This window comes from Sunxiuqinia rutila (assembly GCF_050589705.1).
GTDB classification, from domain to species: domain Bacteria; phylum Bacteroidota; class Bacteroidia; order Bacteroidales; family Prolixibacteraceae; genus Sunxiuqinia; species Sunxiuqinia rutila.
The window spans coordinates 49,455-66,561 of the sequence record NZ_JBNGOT010000008.1 but is presented as its reverse complement, the minus strand read 5'-3'; the positions used below and the strand labels follow the sequence as shown (position 1 = coordinate 66,561).

General features: G+C 42.8%; 13 protein-coding genes. 4 read left to right on the top strand and 9 right to left on the bottom strand.

What is annotated here, in order from left to right; genetic code table 11:
* Positions 1-2 precede the first annotated feature (2 nt).
* From ACRD6K_RS11640 to ACRD6K_RS11630, 3 genes are read left to right on the top strand one after another with little or no spacing between them, the layout of a single operon-like run.
* Positions 3-1,571, top strand: a complete 1,569-nt coding sequence (locus tag ACRD6K_RS11640; RefSeq protein WP_430973389.1) for a polyprenyl synthetase family protein — start codon at positions 3-5, stop codon at positions 1,569-1,571.
* Between the two features lie 11 nt (positions 1,572-1,582).
* Positions 1,583-2,413, top strand: a complete 831-nt coding sequence (locus tag ACRD6K_RS11635; protein WP_430973388.1) for a hypothetical protein — start codon at positions 1,583-1,585, stop codon at positions 2,411-2,413.
* Positions 2,414-2,434: 21 nt separating this feature from the next.
* Positions 2,435-4,228 carry a prenyltransferase/squalene oxidase repeat-containing protein gene (locus ACRD6K_RS11630; RefSeq protein ID WP_430973387.1) on the top strand — a complete coding sequence of 598 codons (1,794 nt, stop codon included), beginning with the start codon at positions 2,435-2,437 and terminating at the stop codon, positions 4,226-4,228.
* On the opposite strand, the gene ACRD6K_RS11625 is transcribed toward ACRD6K_RS11630, so the two are convergent.
* The 8 genes from ACRD6K_RS11625 to ACRD6K_RS11590 form a co-directional block, all read right to left on the bottom strand.
* Positions 4,225-5,328, bottom strand: a complete 1,104-nt coding sequence (locus ACRD6K_RS11625; protein ID WP_430973386.1) for an alanine racemase — start codon at positions 5,326-5,328, stop codon at positions 4,225-4,227. The genes ACRD6K_RS11630 and ACRD6K_RS11625 overlap by 4 nt on opposite strands.
* A gap of 353 nt (positions 5,329-5,681) precedes the next feature.
* Positions 5,682-6,959, bottom strand: a complete 1,278-nt coding sequence (locus ACRD6K_RS11620) for an adenylosuccinate synthase (RefSeq protein WP_430973385.1) — start codon at positions 6,957-6,959, stop codon at positions 5,682-5,684.
* 186 nt (positions 6,960-7,145) lie between these two features.
* The gene (locus tag ACRD6K_RS11615; RefSeq protein WP_299579284.1) at positions 7,146-7,586 is read right to left on the bottom strand and encodes a Fur family transcriptional regulator; all 441 of its coding nucleotides are present in this window, start codon (positions 7,584-7,586) and stop codon (positions 7,146-7,148) included.
* Between the two features lie 67 nt (positions 7,587-7,653).
* Positions 7,654-9,906 carry a RelA/SpoT family protein gene (locus ACRD6K_RS11610; RefSeq protein WP_430973384.1) on the bottom strand — a complete coding sequence of 751 codons (2,253 nt, stop codon included), beginning with the start codon at positions 9,904-9,906 and terminating at the stop codon, positions 7,654-7,656.
* 176 nt (positions 9,907-10,082) lie between these two features.
* A complete protein-coding gene (locus tag ACRD6K_RS11605; protein WP_430973383.1) occupies positions 10,083-11,228 on the bottom strand; it encodes a glycosyltransferase in 1,146 nt (381 codons plus the stop codon).
* Between the two features lie 42 nt (positions 11,229-11,270).
* The gene (locus tag ACRD6K_RS11600) at positions 11,271-11,732 is read right to left on the bottom strand and encodes an NUDIX domain-containing protein (RefSeq protein ID WP_430973382.1); all 462 of its coding nucleotides are present in this window, start codon (positions 11,730-11,732) and stop codon (positions 11,271-11,273) included.
* Entirely contained in the window at positions 11,729-12,634 is a 906-nt protein-coding gene (miaA, locus tag ACRD6K_RS11595) for a tRNA (adenosine(37)-N6)-dimethylallyltransferase MiaA (RefSeq protein WP_430973381.1), read from the bottom strand. Before miaA ends, ACRD6K_RS11600 begins: the two co-directional genes overlap by 4 nt.
* A 62-nt stretch (positions 12,635-12,696) precedes the next feature.
* A complete protein-coding gene (locus ACRD6K_RS11590; RefSeq protein WP_299579270.1) occupies positions 12,697-13,224 on the bottom strand; it encodes an IS1096 element passenger TnpR family protein in 528 nt (175 codons plus the stop codon).
* Between the two features lie 360 nt (positions 13,225-13,584).
* Between ACRD6K_RS11590 and ACRD6K_RS11585 the strand changes: the two genes are divergently transcribed.
* Positions 13,585-14,832: an ABC transporter permease gene (locus ACRD6K_RS11585; RefSeq protein ID WP_430973379.1), complete on the top strand. Its 1,248-nt coding sequence runs from the start codon at positions 13,585-13,587 to the stop codon at positions 14,830-14,832.
* 164 nt (positions 14,833-14,996) lie between these two features.
* On the opposite strand, the gene gap is transcribed toward ACRD6K_RS11585, so the two are convergent.
* Entirely contained in the window at positions 14,997-16,004 is a 1,008-nt protein-coding gene (gene gap, locus ACRD6K_RS11580) for a type I glyceraldehyde-3-phosphate dehydrogenase (protein WP_299579264.1), read from the bottom strand.
* Between the last annotated feature and the right edge of the window lie 1,103 nt (positions 16,005-17,107).

Genomic DNA, 17,107 nt, shown 5'->3' with positions numbered 1-17,107 from the left:
GCATGATCAAGACGCAACGACGACTCATAGTACCAACGGATGTAAAAATGCGGAGTGCCCTTCGAAAGGAAGCGGCCCGGCTGATTGTAGAAAAAAACATCTTACCACCGGTTGATTTTGACCGCCTGGAAAAACTGGCCGGGGAGCTTATTCAGCGCTTGGGTGCAGACCAGGTGTTTCTTGAGTTTGCGATTGTGCTTTGTGGAAATGAAATTTGGCGTGAAGTGGTTGCTGCTACTCCTTTTAATCGCCGCTTGCTGTTGCTCCCGCAATGCCTGAAAAATACTTCAAGTTGTCAGGCCGAAATGGATTCGCTGGGACTGATTTGTGCCGGGTGTAAAGGATGCCAGATTGATTCGGTGCTGAATAAAGCCGAAGCTTTGGGGTATACCACCTTGGTTGCCGAAGGCACAACAGTTGCTGTTGGTCTGGTTGAAGAGGGAGCCATTGATGCTGTTATTGGTGTGAGTTGTATGCCGGTGTTGCAACGCTCATTCGAGCCCGTTTCGCGGGCAGCAGTTCCTGTTATGGGCTTGCCTTTGTTGTATGATGGCTGTGAAAATACCAATGTTGATTATGGTTGGTTGTTTGAAGAAATGCACAGCTTGAAACCCAATTCAAGCAAGCAGCCCTTGTCGGTTTCTTTGCTGAAAGATCAGGTGTTGGATTATTTTACGGAATTCAACCTGCAGGAATTTTTTCAAAAGCATGATTCGACTGAAAAGCTGGCAAAACGCATGTTGTTAATGGGGGGACAACGCATTCGCCCCCTGTTGACCGTATTGGCTTATCGATCATATGCCTCTGAAATTTCTGAAGAAATACAAGCCGCTTTGGCACTTATTATCGAATGTTTTCATAAGGCCTCACTGATTCACGATGATATTGAAGATGACGATGATTTTCGTTACGATCAGGAAACGTTGCATAAAACGCATGGCATTCCTCAAGCCATTAATGTGGGAGATTACCTGATTGGGAAGGGCTATCAATTGTTGGCTGATTTGCCAATCGAGCCAGCGGTTTTAGCTGAGTCGTTGCGCGTGGTGGCTTCTTCTCACCTTAATTTGGCAACAGGGCAGGGAGCCGACCTGATGCTGGATCAGAACCGGGAAAAACTCACGGTTGACCAAATTTTAAAAATCTTTACCCAGAAAACCGGAGAAGCGGTAAAAGTAGCTTTGCTGCTTGGAGCCATTCATGGTGGTGCATCTGCCAGTGAGCTTAGCCGGCTGACGGTTTTTTCAGACTGGTTTGGCATTGCCTATCAAATTCGGGATGACTTAAATGAATTTCAGGATGGACATCATCAGGAGCAAATGCATCATTTTCCGTTTCTGTTGGCTTTGTTGAATGAACGATTTATTGAAAAAGGGAAGTCGGAATGTTTAGCCGATTTGGGAAAAATGAAATTTCAGCAAATTCGTCAGCTGATTGTTGATGAGCGAATAGATGAGTATGCAGAAGCTTTTTTGAAGTTGTATGTGGAGAAGTGTTATCACGAATTGGATCAACTTCAAAACCTGAAACTAAAACTGAGTCTGTATGGAGTGATGGGGAAAATTTTCTGACGGGCTGAAATATGAAACCTTCCTTCAATCATCAACCAATCTATCAACAATTTATTGAGCGGGTCCAAATCGGCCTGGATTTGTTAGATGCTGAAAGTCAGCTCGAAGTTAAAGTGTTTATTGCTGAGCAGCAACATGTGGATGGAGCTTTTACAGATCGTGGTGGCCGGCCGGATTTGTACTATTCATTATTCGGATACTGGTTGGCTTTAGCGATGAATCAAAACGATGTGTTGACAGGTCTGAAGGCGTTTGCTCAAAACACGAGGAATGAAGAAAGTGTTGTTGATCGTTTTGCTTTGATGTTGATTCAGCAAAGCCTTTTGAAGAAACGAATCAGTGGTTGGGCGCTCATTCGGGCTTTTCTGCGTGATGATCATCCCATTAATTTTTCCTACCAGTTGTTTCTGTCGCTTTTGCTTTTGGATGCCGGCTATGGTAGGAAGCGCTGGATGTATGCTGTTCTTCGCTTGTTATTACGATTTTATAACGTGCCGGAAGGGGCACCATGCAGCTTGGTTGCTGCGCTGACAGTAGCTCGTTATGAGGTGGGGTTGCCAACAGCAAAAATGCAACAGCAACTACTCACGTACTTTGAAGACGGAATAGGTTTTCGGGCGTTTGAGCAGGTGCAATCAGGCGATCTGCTGTCGATGGGAGTGGCCTTATTTGCTTTGCAAAAATCGGGTTTTGACACGCGCCTGATTGCCCCGACTTGCTTTGATTTTGTCCAGCAGTGTTACGATAAGGGGGCTTTCTTGTCGGGAGACGGTGATGCAAATCGGGATGTGGAATATACTTTTTATGGGCTGTTGGCTTTGGGCTGTTTAAAAGAAAACTAACGAACTAAACTGAACCTGATTATGACTGAAGAAAACTGGCAAAAACGTTTTGATGAGCTGTCCGGTATTTTGCTGGATGAGATGAATGCGGAGGGATTCTGGACCGGCGAGTTGTCGTCCAGTGCGTTGGGCGTGGCGGTGGCTGTTGCGGCGCTTCACGTTCACGATAAGGAAGCCCATCAGTCAGCTATAAAAGGAGGCCTGAATTGGTTGAAAAAGCATATAAATGCTGATGGAAGTTTTGGTGATACGCCCCAAAGTCGGGGCAATGTGAGCACGAGTTTACTGGTTTATGCCGCCACCAATTTATATGCCGGAGAAGATGAGGCGATTGCGGGGCTCCAGGCCAAACTATCCAAATACCTGGCTGAGCAGGGCATTGATTTGCAGTCGTCTCAAGTTGCGGAAACGATTCTTAGTCATTACCAAAAAGATTATACGTTTTCTGTTCCCATTCTGACCATGTGCGGTTTGTGCGGCATTCCGGAGAAAGAGGCTTTCCGGCCGATTCCGCAACTGCCTTTCGAACTTGCTTTATTACCCCGCAATTTTTACCGATTGCTCAATCTTAGTGTGGTTAGTTACGCTATTCCGGCGTTGATTGCCGTGGGAATCGTAGTTTTTAAAAAGAAAAGGACCAATGCCTTGGCACGAGCCGTAAGAGGCAGAGCAATCCGGCCTGCTTTGGAGCTGTTACGAAGCTTGATGCCGGAGAGCGGTGGCTTTTTAGAGGCCATGCCTTTGACAGCTTTTGTTTGCTTAAGTTTGGTTGAAGCGGGCTATAAGGATTTGGAAGTGGTTGAAAAGGGCATTGGTTTTTTGAAGCGTACCCAGCGCGAAGATGGCAGCTGGCCAATCGATATAAATTTGTCCACCTGGGTTACTTCTCTGTCGGTGAAAGCACTCCGCTCAAAGATGGATACTGTCTTAACACCGGATGTAAAAGAGAAGTTGGTCACTCATTTGAAAGAAGTCCAGAACAAGGAAATTCATCCGTTTAACGGGACTGGTCCGGGAGGATGGGGCTGGACGAATCACAGTGGCTCAGTACCGGACGGCGATGATACCCCAGGAGCCATTTTAGCACTTCTTCAGCTTCAGCCCAAAAGCGAAGTGAAAAAGCAGGTACTGGCTGGTTGCAACTGGCTTTTGCAGCTTCAAAATAAAGATGGCGGCTTGCCCACTTTCTCTAAAGGCTGGGGGCGCTTGCCATTTGATCAGAGTTGTGCCGACTTGACCGGGCATGGCTTGCTGGCTTTGTCTGCCTGTATGGAAGCTTTCCAGGACGAGATGGATCGGTCCAGTCTGAAAGGGTATCAGCGTGCCTTTTTTCGAGCGTTAGCATATTTGCAGAAGAAGCAGCGGGCAGATGGAAGCTGGCTGCCTTTGTGGTTTGGAAATCAACAAACAGATGATCATTCCAATCCTGTTTATGGAACGGCCCGGGTGCTGACTTATTTGAAGGATGTCTCGGCTTGTAGTTGGATTGATGTCACTACGAGGCAGCAATTGCAACAGTTGATTTTGGCTGGTCAGCAGTTTCTGGTTAGTGTTCAAAATCAGGATGGAAGTTGGGGAGGAGCCAAAGAGGTTCCCGGCTCCATGGAGGAAACTGCGTTGGCAGTTTCAGCACTGTCAGGCGGGCGCGCGAACGCAGCCTGTGTTGCCGGATTGCAGTGGTTGGATGACTGCTATCAGCAACATGGTTTAAAAGCGTCGCCCATCGGGCTTTATTTTGCTTCGTTGTGGTATGATGAAAGACTGTACCCGCTAACGGCTTACCTGGAAGCCTTGGGTAGAATGCAAACGACTTAGTTGGTTGATTTTGGGATTAACGAAATTAGTTCGCCATCTGTTGTGTAATAATTTCCCATCAGGTTAACGGTCAAACAGCTGTGTACCGGAATAATTTCAACCAGATCGCCCACATTGATCAGGTTAAAATCCTTGTAGGTTAGCTTCAGAATACCTGTTTCCTGCGACATTTCGCAAAGGTAGTTTTTCTCATCCAGCAAGATCTTTTCATCGTCTTTACGAATAACGATCTGTCCGTACAGGCTCTTCCCATCCGTATTTATAATGGAATCCTTGGAAATATGGATGGCTCCGCCGTAAATGGTAATCTCGTTGCGCGAGCCGTGTTTGGCAATTACCGGGCATACGAGCCGGATGGCAATGTCTTCAAAATTACAGCTTCCCAGTTTGAGTTGCATAAGGTCGTAGAAGACAAAGTTCCCGGGGCGAATTTCATCTACCCCATCAAAGTTTTCGCAAATGCTTTCCGAAGGCGTGTCGCCCATGGAAACAAGCAGGTTGGGCCAATCTTTTTTGTATCGGTTTCTGAGTGAACGCATTTTCAGCAGGGCATCAAAATGAAAATTGAAGATCTCATGCCTGCTTTTGGCTTTGTAAGTATGACCTGCGTGGGTCAGAAATCCCTTGAATTGAATGGCTGAGGTTTGCTTAATAATTTCCAGCAGACTGTCTATCTGATTGGTTTTACTGGCCATAATTCCAGTTCGGTTGTGCCCCGTGTCGATTTCGATAAACAGTCCTATTGGGGATTTTATAAATTTAGCGAGTTGTGTCAGGATGTCTTTATTCTCAACAATCAGGTTGAGGTTTATTTTTTTTGCCAGCGAATTGATTTGGTTTATTTCCAGTATATTGACTGGTACGGCGATGGTAATGTCGTTCCATCCATGCTGGGCAAAATAGGTGGCCATTTGAACAGAGGACACCGTGATGGCGGTTACTCCATGCTCACGAAACCATTCCCCCACAACAGCTGATTGATGGGTTTTAAAATGTGGTCTGAAAAGCAGCTTTTTAGCTTTAGCTTTTTCAGCCATTCGGGCAATATTCCTTAAACATACTTCTTTGTCAAGGATTAAGGTCGGGTGCACAATGTTCATAAACGTTCATTCATTTTTGGTTTCAAAAAACTACTATTTTGAGACTTTTCTGTTAAGAAAACTCGTTGAACGTCCCTGCTGTAAAACGGTTAAGGTTTTACTTTTCTCTATGTAAATCGCAAATACCTATTCCGGGTAGTATCTTTTTAAAAGTCCCATCTTCTGTAAAATAATTATCCTCCTAAGCACCAAAAACAGATGAAAATGTATTTATAGAAGAAAATAAAAAGCCTTCTGGAATAAGCATGCTAAAAATAGTATTTTAAGTGAACTTTAAAAAGAAAATGAAATGATTTAAACGAAAAAGAGCCCTTATTTAGGGCTCTTTTGAGGTATTTTATGAATTTGGCTTGTTATTCTTTAACCGTGTGGATGGTTTGTGCCCGGTTAGGCCCAACCGAAGTGATCGTAATTGGAACGCCGGTTTCATCTTCAATGAAGCTGATGTAGTTATTCAATTCTTCCGGAAACTCATTGGAGTGAGTGAGTTTCGTTAAATCTGTTTTCCAGCCAGGAAGCTCGACATAAATTGGTTTTACCTGATCGTCCAACTCAAACGGGAACTTATCAACAACTTCACCGTCAATTTCGTAGCCCACACAAACTTTAATGGTGTCAAAGTCGTCAAGAACGTCTCCTTTCATCATGAAAAGTTCGGTTACACCATTAATCATGATGGAATATTTCAGAGCAACCAAGTCAAGCCAGCCACAACGCCGTGGGCGTCCGGTTGTTGATCCGTACTCATTGCCTGCATCGCGCAGTTTTTGGCCGGTTTCACAGTGAAGCTCGGTTGGGAAAGGTCCCATACCTACGCGTGTGCAATAGGCTTTGAAGATTCCGAATACTTTGCCAATTTTTTGTGGCGCAATTCCCAGTCCGGTACATGCTCCTGCACAAATGGTGTTGGACGAAGTAACAAAAGGGTATGATCCAAAATCGATGTCCAGTAGAGTTCCTTGTGCACCTTCAGCCAAGACCGATTTTTCTTCCTGCAACAGGTCGTTAACCATGTGCTCGCTGTCAACAAAGGTAAATTCTTTTAAAATCTCAATGGCTTCGAACCACTCTTTCTCAACCTGCTCAAGAAGCTCTTTGTAGTCGAACTGGAAGAATTTCTCAAGCATTTCTTTGTGAGCGTTCGTGCGCTGAGCGTATTTTTCTTCAAAATTTTCGCCCAAATCACCAACACGCAAGCCATCCCGTCCAATTTTATCTTTGTAGGTTGGTCCAATCCCTTTTAGGGTTGATCCGATTTTTGTATCCCCTTTGGCTGCTTCCGAAGCTGCGTCAAGCAATTTGTGAGTTGGTAAAATCAGGTGGGCTTTTTTAGAGATGTACAGGTTTTTGTGCAAGTCCAGACCGTGCTTTTTCAACGAGTCAATTTCTTTCTTAAAAACCAAAGGATCCAGCACAACACCGTTTCCAATGAGGTTGACTTTATTTTCGTGGAAGATTCCTGACGGAATAGAGTGTAATACTTGCTTGAAATCGTTGATTTCTAGTGTGTGCCCAGCGTTTGGTCCACCTTGAAACCGAGAAATGGCATCGTATTTTGGGGTTAAGACGTCTACAATCTTTCCTTTTCCTTCATCTCCCCATTGGAGACCTAAAATAACATCTACTTTCATTCTATTTGGGTTACAATTTTAAAGCATAATTAAACCGCAGAGTTTAATGCTTTCATCCTGAAAGTGTTCTGCGGTGCCAAATTGTGTATTATTTGGCGAATAAAATTACAAATTATTTTTTCATTCGGGCATAAAAAAGCCTCTGTTTCATCAGAGGCCGTTTATTTATAATGAGTTTAATAGAAGTTAAGGTTCAATGCTTTCTCCGTAAATGTACAGGGTGTGGTGCGAAAGCTTGAAATTATACTTCAAACAGGCTTCTTCAATAATTTCACGAATGCGTGGATCGTAAAATTCCTTGACAATGCCGTTGTTGGTGTCAATCAGGTGGTCGTGTTGCAGGGTGGCAAATGCTTTTTCAAACTGAGCAATGTTTTTGCCAAACTGGTGCTTAACGACGAGTTTGCATTCCAGTAATAAGTCGATGGTGTTGTATAGCGTTGCCCTGCTGACCCGGTAATTTTTATTTTTCATCGAAATATAGAGCGATTCAATATCAAAGTGCCCTTCACGAGAATAAATCTCGTCAAGAATGGCAAAGCGCTCAGGGGTTTTTCGGTGCCCATTCTTCTCCAGGTATTCTGTGAACATGTTTTTCACAGTATCTTTCGTTTTATGGTTATTCATATTTAAACCAATTTTAAATAAAGCACAAAAATAGTAAAAAATGGGGATTGTTTAGACTAAATATAAACTAATTCTCAACTTTTTCAATTCGCTCAATGGTGTCTATTCCTTTGATTTTCATTAATCGTGAAATTAATTTATTTAAGTCATCCAGGTTGTGGATATAAATAAACAGGTCTCCTTCGAAAATACCATCGTGGGTGTCAAACATTACCGTGCGCATATTGATGTTGTTCTGCTTGGAGATGATGTTGGTTACCTCGCTGACAATTCCTACCCGGTCGAAGCCGTTTATCTTTATGCGGGTCAGGTAGGAGCGTTTTTTGAAGTTCGTCCATTCTGCTGTAATAATTCGGTCGCCTTGTTGCGACATGAGTTTGTTTGCTTCAGGACAATTCCGCTTATGAATAATGACGTGGTTATTCGAGCTCATGTAGCCCAGCACATTGTCGCCCGGAATGGGTTGGCAGCATTTGGCCAGGGTATAGGTGCTTTCGTCCGGATCTTCTTTCAGCAAAAAGGTGTTTTTCTTGTTGATCTGTGTTTTGGGCAACTCAAGTTCCAATTCGCTTTCTTCTTTTTTGTTTTTTCCGAAAGAAAGTTTCCAATACTTGGCAAGTTTGTTTTCACGGCGAGTTTTTAAGATGCTTTCCAGGTCGTCAATCTGAATGAATCCCATACCTACATTGGCGTATAGCTGGTCTTTGTTGGACAGGTTGTAGTGGGATGCCAGTTTTTTCAGGGTGTCGGACGAAGGTTTTATTTTGTGTTCTTTCAGCTTTTCTACAATAATTTCACGGCCTTTCTCCAAGTGCATCTTCTTGTCCATTTTGAACGCTTGCTTCACCTTGGTTTTTGCTTTGGCCGTGGTCATAAACTGCAGCCATGAAAGATCGGGTGTCTGGGTTTTGGAGGTAAGTAATTCAACCTGATCGCCACTTTGCAGGACATGACTAACAGGTACCAATTTGTGATTGACTTTGGCTCCAATACAATGATTGCCCAGGTCGGTGTGAATTTCATAGGCGAAATCGATGACTGTGGCACTTTTGGGCAAGTTGATCATGTCACCTTTCGGAGTGAAAACAACGATTTCGGATGAAAATAAATTCATCTTAAATTGATCCAGAAACTCCATGGCATCCGATTCGGGGTTCTGGAGCATTTCCCGGATTTTTTCCAGCCATTTGTCCAGCTCTGTTTCCGGAGAATGAACGCCTTTGTACTTGTAGTTGTAGTGTGCGGCAAATCCACGCTCGGCCACTTCGTCCATGCGTTCGGTTCGAATTTGGACTTCAACCCACTTGCCTTCCGGGCCCATTACGGTAACATGAAGTGCTTCATAACCATTGGCCTTTGGAATGGTGATCCAGTCGCGAATACGGTCGGGCTTGGGTTTGTAAATGTCGGTAATCAGCGAAAGAATGTCGAAGCATTGCCTTTTTTCCGAAACATTGGGCTTAGGCTTGAATACAATCCGGATGGCCATCAAGTCATACACTTCGTCAAACGAAACGCCTTTGGTTTGCATTTTATTCCAGATGGAATAGATGGATTTTAAGCGTCCGGAAACCGTAAAGTCGATGCCCTCTTTTTCGAGCTGCTCCTGAACAGGCTTGATAAATTCATCCACCAGGTATTCTCTGCGTTCGCGCTGGCTGTGGAGCCTGAATACAATCTGATTGTAAGTTTCGGGCTGTTTGTACTTTAAGCTGAGGTCTTCCAGTTCTGTTTTGATGGAATAGAGGCCCAGCCGGTGCGCCAAGGGAGCAAATATGTAAAGGGTTTCAGCGGCAATTTTAAGTTGTTTGGGAAGCGGCATGCTGTCGAGCGTACGCATGTTATGGAGTCTGTCAGCCAGCTTGATCAGAATCACCCTAACATCATCGGAAAGGGTCATCAGCATTTTCCGGAAATTGGTGGCTTGTTTCGAATCATGCTGAGCGGTAATTTCATCGGATAGTTTGGTCAGCCCGTCTACAACCTTACTTACTTTCTCGCCAAACAGGTTTTGAATGTCCTCAAGGGTGTAATCGGTATCTTCAACAACGTCGTGCAGAATGGCTGAGATAATTGAGGTGGCCCCCAAACCCATTTCACCAGATACGATTTGAGCAACGGCCAGCGGATGAATAATGTAAGGCTCGCCGGATTTGCGTTTGACGCCAGCATGTGCACTGTTGGCAAATTCAAAAGCTCTTCGAATGCGCTCACGTCCCTCATCGGTAATTCGCTGGGCAAATGTATTGGTCAAATTATCGTAATAGTCAGCAATTAATCGCTGCTCTGCTTTCGTCTGTAATTTATTAATCTCCGTCATGCAACAAGTATTAATGCCTTTTCCGATTTGCAAAAGGTAAATATAGTCTATTTCGTATAAAATTTAGCCTGGTCTGGTGTCCGAAATAAACAGATTTCACCCATCGTTAATGAAAGCATTAAGTGGCTGTATTTGTTCAGACCGACCAGTCTTACTCGTAAAAAAAACAGGATTTTTTAAGGCTTGTTCAGTGAGTTGTAAACCGATTGAAATGCTTGAACCATGTTAGCCCAGGAAAATTTCTTTTTCTCTTCGATGATGTTTTCTTCGAATACTGCCTGGCGTTTGTTGTCGTAAAAATCGACAATGGCATCAGCAATGGCTTTTTCATTGGGGGGCACTACATAGCCAACTTTTTTGTGCGGTATAATTTCAGAAAGCCCGCCCACATCGGTTACCAGCATGGCCTTTTCGAAATGATAGCCAATTTGTGTTACACCACTTTGCGTGGCACTTTTATAGGGTTGTACTACCAAGTCGGCTGCGCTGAAATACTGATTGACTTTATCATTCGGGATAAAGTCCGTGTGTAGTAGAACCCGGTTATTGAGATTCCAATCGGCTAACATTTGCAGGTAGGGTTCGGGCTTGGTGTAAAATTCACCGGCAACAATCAACTTCACCGGAAGCTTTTGTATTCGTTCATCAGCAAAGGCTTTTAGCAAAATATCGAGTCCTTTGTACTCGCGAATAAAACCAAAGAAAAGTAAGTAGCTGGTTTCCTGGTCCAGTTGAAGCATACTTTTGGCTTTCGTTTGCTCCAGGCGTTCGCCAAAGTTATCGAACAAGGGGTGCGGGCAAAGTGCCCGGGGGAGCCCGGGAGTGAAGAGGTTAATGTCGTTGAGTACCGATTGTGACATGGCGACCATGCCATCAATGCTTTTCATGAAATAATGAGTGAGCAAACGATCACCGGGGCGTTTTTCGTGGGGCACTATGTTGTCGGCGAGGCAAACCACCTTGGTATGTGCGTTTTTGCGTACAATGCGACAGATGGTTCCTAAAACGGGACCCATAAATGGCAGCCAGTATCGTACCATCAACAGGTCGGGTTTTTCTTTCTGAATACGTTTTCCAACCCGAAACCAGTTGAGAGGGTTGATGGAATTTACGGTTCGCTTGATTTTTAACTGCTCTGGTGCTTGTCCGTCAACATACTGCGACTTGCCGGGAAACAGAAGTTTCGGATATTGAATGGTAAAGGTTTCTATTTCTACCTGGTAGCCCTGGTTCTGAAACTCAATAGCCAAACGTTCGTTATATGCTGCCAGTCCGCCGCGAAACGGATAAGCCGGACCTATTATTTTGATGGTTTTAGTCATTTCAAGCTATACTTTTGGAGGTAGGACCTCTATCCGTAATTTCTAGGAATTTTGTTGTTTCAGCAAATGTGCAACATGTTTATCAATCGGGAAAGAGAAATCGTCAGGATTTAACGCTTTCAGCTTTATCCATCGAAACGATTGTTGTCCGTTCTCCTCAATTTCAAAATCAAAGGGCTTTTGAGAAATTTTAAATCTGAGGGGCTTTTTTAATCGGGCCTTGTAGTAAATGCTGATGAGTTGATGACTCTCGTAAAAAAAGGCTTTTTGATAATAATCAGTGGTGTAGAAATGGGTGATTGATTCAATCTCCTGTTGACATTCTTCCAGCATTTCCCGTTTTAAGCAATCGATGGTTCCTTCGCCAAACTGCAAGCCGCCTCCGGGGAATTTGGTCATTTTTGTATTGAGTTGAAATTCGTCGGTAATCAACACCTCCTGTTGGTCGTTGATGAAAAGACCATAAACCCGAATGGTAAATTGATTTGGTTGCATTGGTTTCATGTCTTCAGAGTTTCATGAATAAAGCAGATGATCTCCTCCTGTTGATGGGGCTCAAACCAATGAATGTCCGGATCTTTGCGCAGCCAGGTGAGCTGCTTGCGGGCATAGCGCCGTGAGTTTCGTTTGATGAGTTCAACAGCCTTCTCCAAACTGGTTTCGCCATCGAAATAAGCAAAAAGCTCCTTATAACCTACGGTATTGAGTGAGTTTAAGTGTTTGAACGGATAAATGCTTCGGGCTTCCTCTTCCAGACCGGCTTCCATCATAAGGTCTACCCGTTTATTAATCTGGTTGTAGAGTTTTTCACGTTCCATGTTTAATCCAATTTTCAGGATTTTGAATGGACGCTCTTTGATTGTTTCTTTCCGGAATGAAGAATAGGGCTTGCCAGTCATCAGGCAGACTTCCAATGCCCGAATCAGCCGTTTGGGGTTTTTGAGGTCAACTTGCTGGTAGTAGCTGGCATCAAGTTGCTTTAATTTCATGCGTAAGTATTCAATGCCTTTTTCTTCAAAATCGCGGGTTAGTTTTTCCCGAATTTCATGATCAACGTCCGGTTGTTCATCAATTCCTTTGCATACCGCATCAACATAGAGCATGGAGCCACCTGTCATAACCAGCATATCTTGTTTGGAAAAACAGCTTGCAATTAAGTCCAGTGCGTCGGATTCAAAGCGACTGGCATTGTAATCATCATGAATGGAATGGGAATGGATGAGGTGGTGGGGAGCCTGGTTGAGCTCATCCGGTGTTGGAACAGCTGTTCCGATGGACAGTTCCCTGAAAATTTGACGGGAATCAGCCGAAATGATTTCGGTTTTGAAATGTTTGGCCAGTTGGATACTTAAAGAACTTTTTCCAATGCCCGTGGGCCCTTGAACGACTATTAATGTTTTCTCCATTCGTTGTTAAATCATTGAACGGACAAAGGTAGTGCTTTTGGGAAAATAAGGAAGGGGACCCTTTAGTCCCCTTCGATTAGATCCTCCATTTCGCCAAAAATTTCGGTATAATCATCTAAATCACCATAATCCTGATATTTATTCTCCTGATTGAGAATTTCGAGACCCTGGTCCTGTAATTCTTCTTCCAGAACTTGTGCAGGGGCATCACCCTGTTGATAGGTGACTTGGTTTTCGCGAAGATTCTTTTCCATGTAAATTTCAGTTAATTCAATATAAAAAGATCTGTCATTAAAGAAGTCAAATACATAGAGCAAACGTTGTCCTATGCTTGAGAGGATATTATGTAGTTGGGTTTTCCCCATGATTAAAATGGAGGACCCAGGTCTACCAAAATCTAAGAATGTGATTTCTGTTTGTTTCCCGTGGTGCTTGCTGGCCACAAAAAAGGAGGCCAGTTGATCGGAACTGTAATTGCAGCACTTTTGAATGCACCAGTGTAAATCTGCAAAACTGCTTTTTCCATCTATTTCGATTATCCTTAAAAAATCAGCATTCTCAATAGAAGTTATTTTTAACTGGAATACCATTCAGTATTTTTATGTTGTTGATTAATAATTTTAGTTGTTTTATTGGCACACAGGTTTTTTAAACGGTGATCGTTTCAGAAAGGTTAGGCAATAAATGTTAAAAAAGATTAATTGCCGGATTGATGCTTGTTATGTGTTGTTTTATAGCTTGTTGTGGGCTGTGTGTTTTTTGTGAAAAAGTGATTCCAAACTGAAGAATTGAACTTTTTATTTAGTGATTCGATGAATATTTGATTGAATAATTCTGTTTTTTCATGGAATGATTCGTTGTTTTCCTCCGAATAAATTTTGAACTTGGCTACCATTAAGTTTACACATTAATTCGGAACACAGTAACACAAGTCAAGCAAGATTGAGATTATGCAATACCGAGGACTACTCTACGAGAATTTGAAGATTTCACTTCAATCGATTCGCTCAAATTTGTTGCGGACAATTCTGACGGTATTAATTATTGCTGTTGGAATCACCGCTTTGGTTGGGATTCTGACGGCGATTGACTCCATTAAGTCCTCCATAACCAAAGAATTTACCTTTATGGGGGCGAATACCTTTTCCATTACCTCGCGCGGCATGACTGTGCAGGTGGGTAATGAGCGAATTCGTACCAAGAACCACGCTTACATCAGTTATTACCAGGCTCAGGAATTTCAAGAGCAATTTGATTTTCCGGCTACTGTCGCGGTTTCAGTAACGGCCACGGGTACGGCTACTGTAAAATATGGCTCAGAAAAATCGAACCCGAATGTGACGGTTCGAGGGGTTGATGAGAATTACATTGTGGCTTCCGGTTTCGAAATTGAACGGGGCCGCAACCTTATGGGGGCTGACTTGGTTGCAGGGGCTAATGTGGTGGTGCTTGGAGATGGATTGGTTCGGCGCTTGTTTGGAAAAGATGTGAATCCGTTACAAAAGGAAATCAGTATTGGAGGCGGACGTTACAGGGTGGTAGGGACACTAAAATCGAAAGGCGGCGGATTTGGCGATAACGGCGATGAGATTTGTCTGCTCCCATACTCCAATGTTCGAACTTATTTTTCGCGTCCGCAAATGAACTTTACTATTCAGGTTAAAGCTGCAAATACCCAGCTGGTGGATGCGGCAGTTGGTGAGGCTGAGGGGACATTTCGTGTCATTCGGGGACTGAGTCCAATGGATGAAACGGACTTCAATATTGAGAAAAGTGATAACCTGGTGAATATGCTTTTGAATAACATTAAAAACATCACCTTGGTGGCTACTATAATTGGCATGATTACTTTGTTTGGCGCTGCTGTGGGATTGATGAATATTATGCTTGTATCCGTAACGGAAAGAACACGGGAGATTGGCGTTCGCAAAGCAATAGGTGCAAACGGAAGTCTGATCCGCCAGCAGTTTTTAATGGAAGCTGTGGTGATCGGGCAAATTGGAGGTGCTTTGGGAATTGTGCTTGGCATTTTGGTGGGGAATATCGTTTCGGTTCTGATCGGCAGTTCTTTTATTATTCCATGGCTGTGGATTTTTACAGGGGTGATTGTGTGTTTTGGTGTTGGAATTATTTCAGGTTATTATCCTGCGCAAAAAGCAGCTCGTATGGACCCGATTGAAAGTTTGCGTCACGAATAGTTCGTAATCGGTAGCCAGGTGTTCCTGCTTCATTCGAGAGCTTTCTGTTTGTGGCGTTTGCTGAAGAAGAGAATGAATTTGCTCCCACAATTTTAATACAAAATAAAAAAGGCTTTCCGTCATCTTGACGGAAAGCCTTTCTTTTAAACTATTGTAGTCTGTAATTATTTTACAGAATCCATGTATTGGATCAATTCGCAAACTTTTGCAGAGTAACCCATTTCGTTGTCGTACCAAGAAACAACTTTTACGAAGTTTGGAGACAATGAGATACCAGCACCAGCGTCGAAGATAGAAGTACGAGTGTCACCAACGAAATCGTTAGAAACAACCATGTCCTCAGTGTAACCAAGAACACCAGCCAATTCGCCTTCAGAAGCAGCTTTCATAGCAGCGCAAATTTCTTCGTAAGAAGCACCTTTTTCTAAAGTAACAGTCAAGTCAACAACTGATACGTCAGGAGTAGGAACACGGAAAGCCATACCTGTCAATTTTCCGTTCAATTCAGGAATAACTTTACCTACAGCTTTAGCAGCACCAGTAGATGAAGGGATAATGTTTTGGCCAGCGCCACGTCCACCTCTCCAGTCTTTCATAGAAGGACCGTCAACTGTTTTTTGAGTTGCAGTAGTTGCGTGAACAGTTGTCATCAAACCTTCTTTGATACCGAATTTGTCATTCAATACTTTAGCTACAGGAGCCAAGCAGTTGGTAGTACAAGAAGCGTTAGAAACAAAGTTCATATCGTTTGTGTAAGAAGCGTTGTTTACACCCATAACGAACATTGGAGTATCGTCTTTAGAAGGAGCAGACATCACAACTTTTTTAGCACCAGCGTCGATGTGACCTTGAGCTGATTCTTTTGTCAAGAAAAGACCAGTTGACTCAACAACGTACTCAGCACCAACAGCACCCCAGTTAATGTCAGCAGGGTTTCTTTCAGCAGTTACACGGATTTCGTCACCGTTAACGATTAATTTACCGTCTTTTACTTCAACAGTTCCGTCGAATTGTCCGTGAGTTGAATCGTATTTAAGCATGTAAGCCATGTAGTCTACATCGATCAAGTCGTTGATAGCAACTACTTGAATTGTACCTTTTGCAACAGCTTGGCGGAAAACAAAACGACCGATACGGCCAAATCCGTTGATACCGATTTTAATTTTTGACATAGTTGATAATTTAAAAATTAATGAAAGATTATTCTTTTGATCTATTAGCTTTTAAGTATTTTTTCAAAGCCCCACAAAATAACTAACTAAATTTAAGACGATCAAATTTTTCGATTTTGAATTGATTTTTTTCCTCAGGGCTTAAAATACAGTTAATGTTGGGCGCGAGTTGTAATTGAGCCTACGGAGAATTGAACGATTGGTTATTGAAAGGCAGCAAAGGATTTGTTAAGAAATTGCCCGGAGTTTGTGTGTGGTTATGTTAATTTCATCGCAGAGAAAGATGATGATCTCTTGGTTTAAAACGCTTGGGAGGAGCATACTGCATCGTTCCACGAAAGCGTCAAATTGACTGCTTGTGAGTTCTGCATGGTTGGCGTCTTCAAGTCCTGAATATCCTGTTCTGGTGCCCTTTGGCTGTATGCTGGGCATTTGCATGTTTTGCAGGAACTAAGCATGAATAGCGCTAGAGACGTTGCTAGGAGTAGGGGTTTCCAAATAATTTTTGTTTGCATCTTGAAATGATTAAAGGAGTCAAAGTTATTGTATTAACGGAATGATGCAAGTAAAAAGTATTCGGATTGCCTTAAGGCTTGATCATTTTCAGATGATTAATCTCTTTTTTTTAGGCTGTCTGAATCTGGGTGTTTAATTAAATTTATTTATTAATCTCAAGAGATGACAAGTGGGTCATTTTTAGGGGGACGTATCGCTTGTTGGTGGATTTTTTAGATAAACTAAGTTTATTATTGTTCAAAAAAAACCTTGTGCTTTGGCGATAAATTTCATAGGTTTGTAAGTAATGTGTTACTTGAGGGAAATATGGCCGTAATGGTAGTAAATAAAGCCAGGATGGAAAACTTAAACTTAAACCCAAGAATATGAAGAAAAGACTGACACAACTTTTTCGTATTTCAAACTTAATTCTTTGTTCGGGCTGAATTGCAACGTTGCAATTGGAGTGCCCGGAAAACTCTGTGGGGGCCTTTCTAATAACGAATTGGGCGCCTGTTTGTAAGAATCAAAAGTTATGTTTGAATATCCCAATTTCCTGAGCCAAATTCAATGAAACATTCAATTGTTTATTTACGCTGGACTTTTCT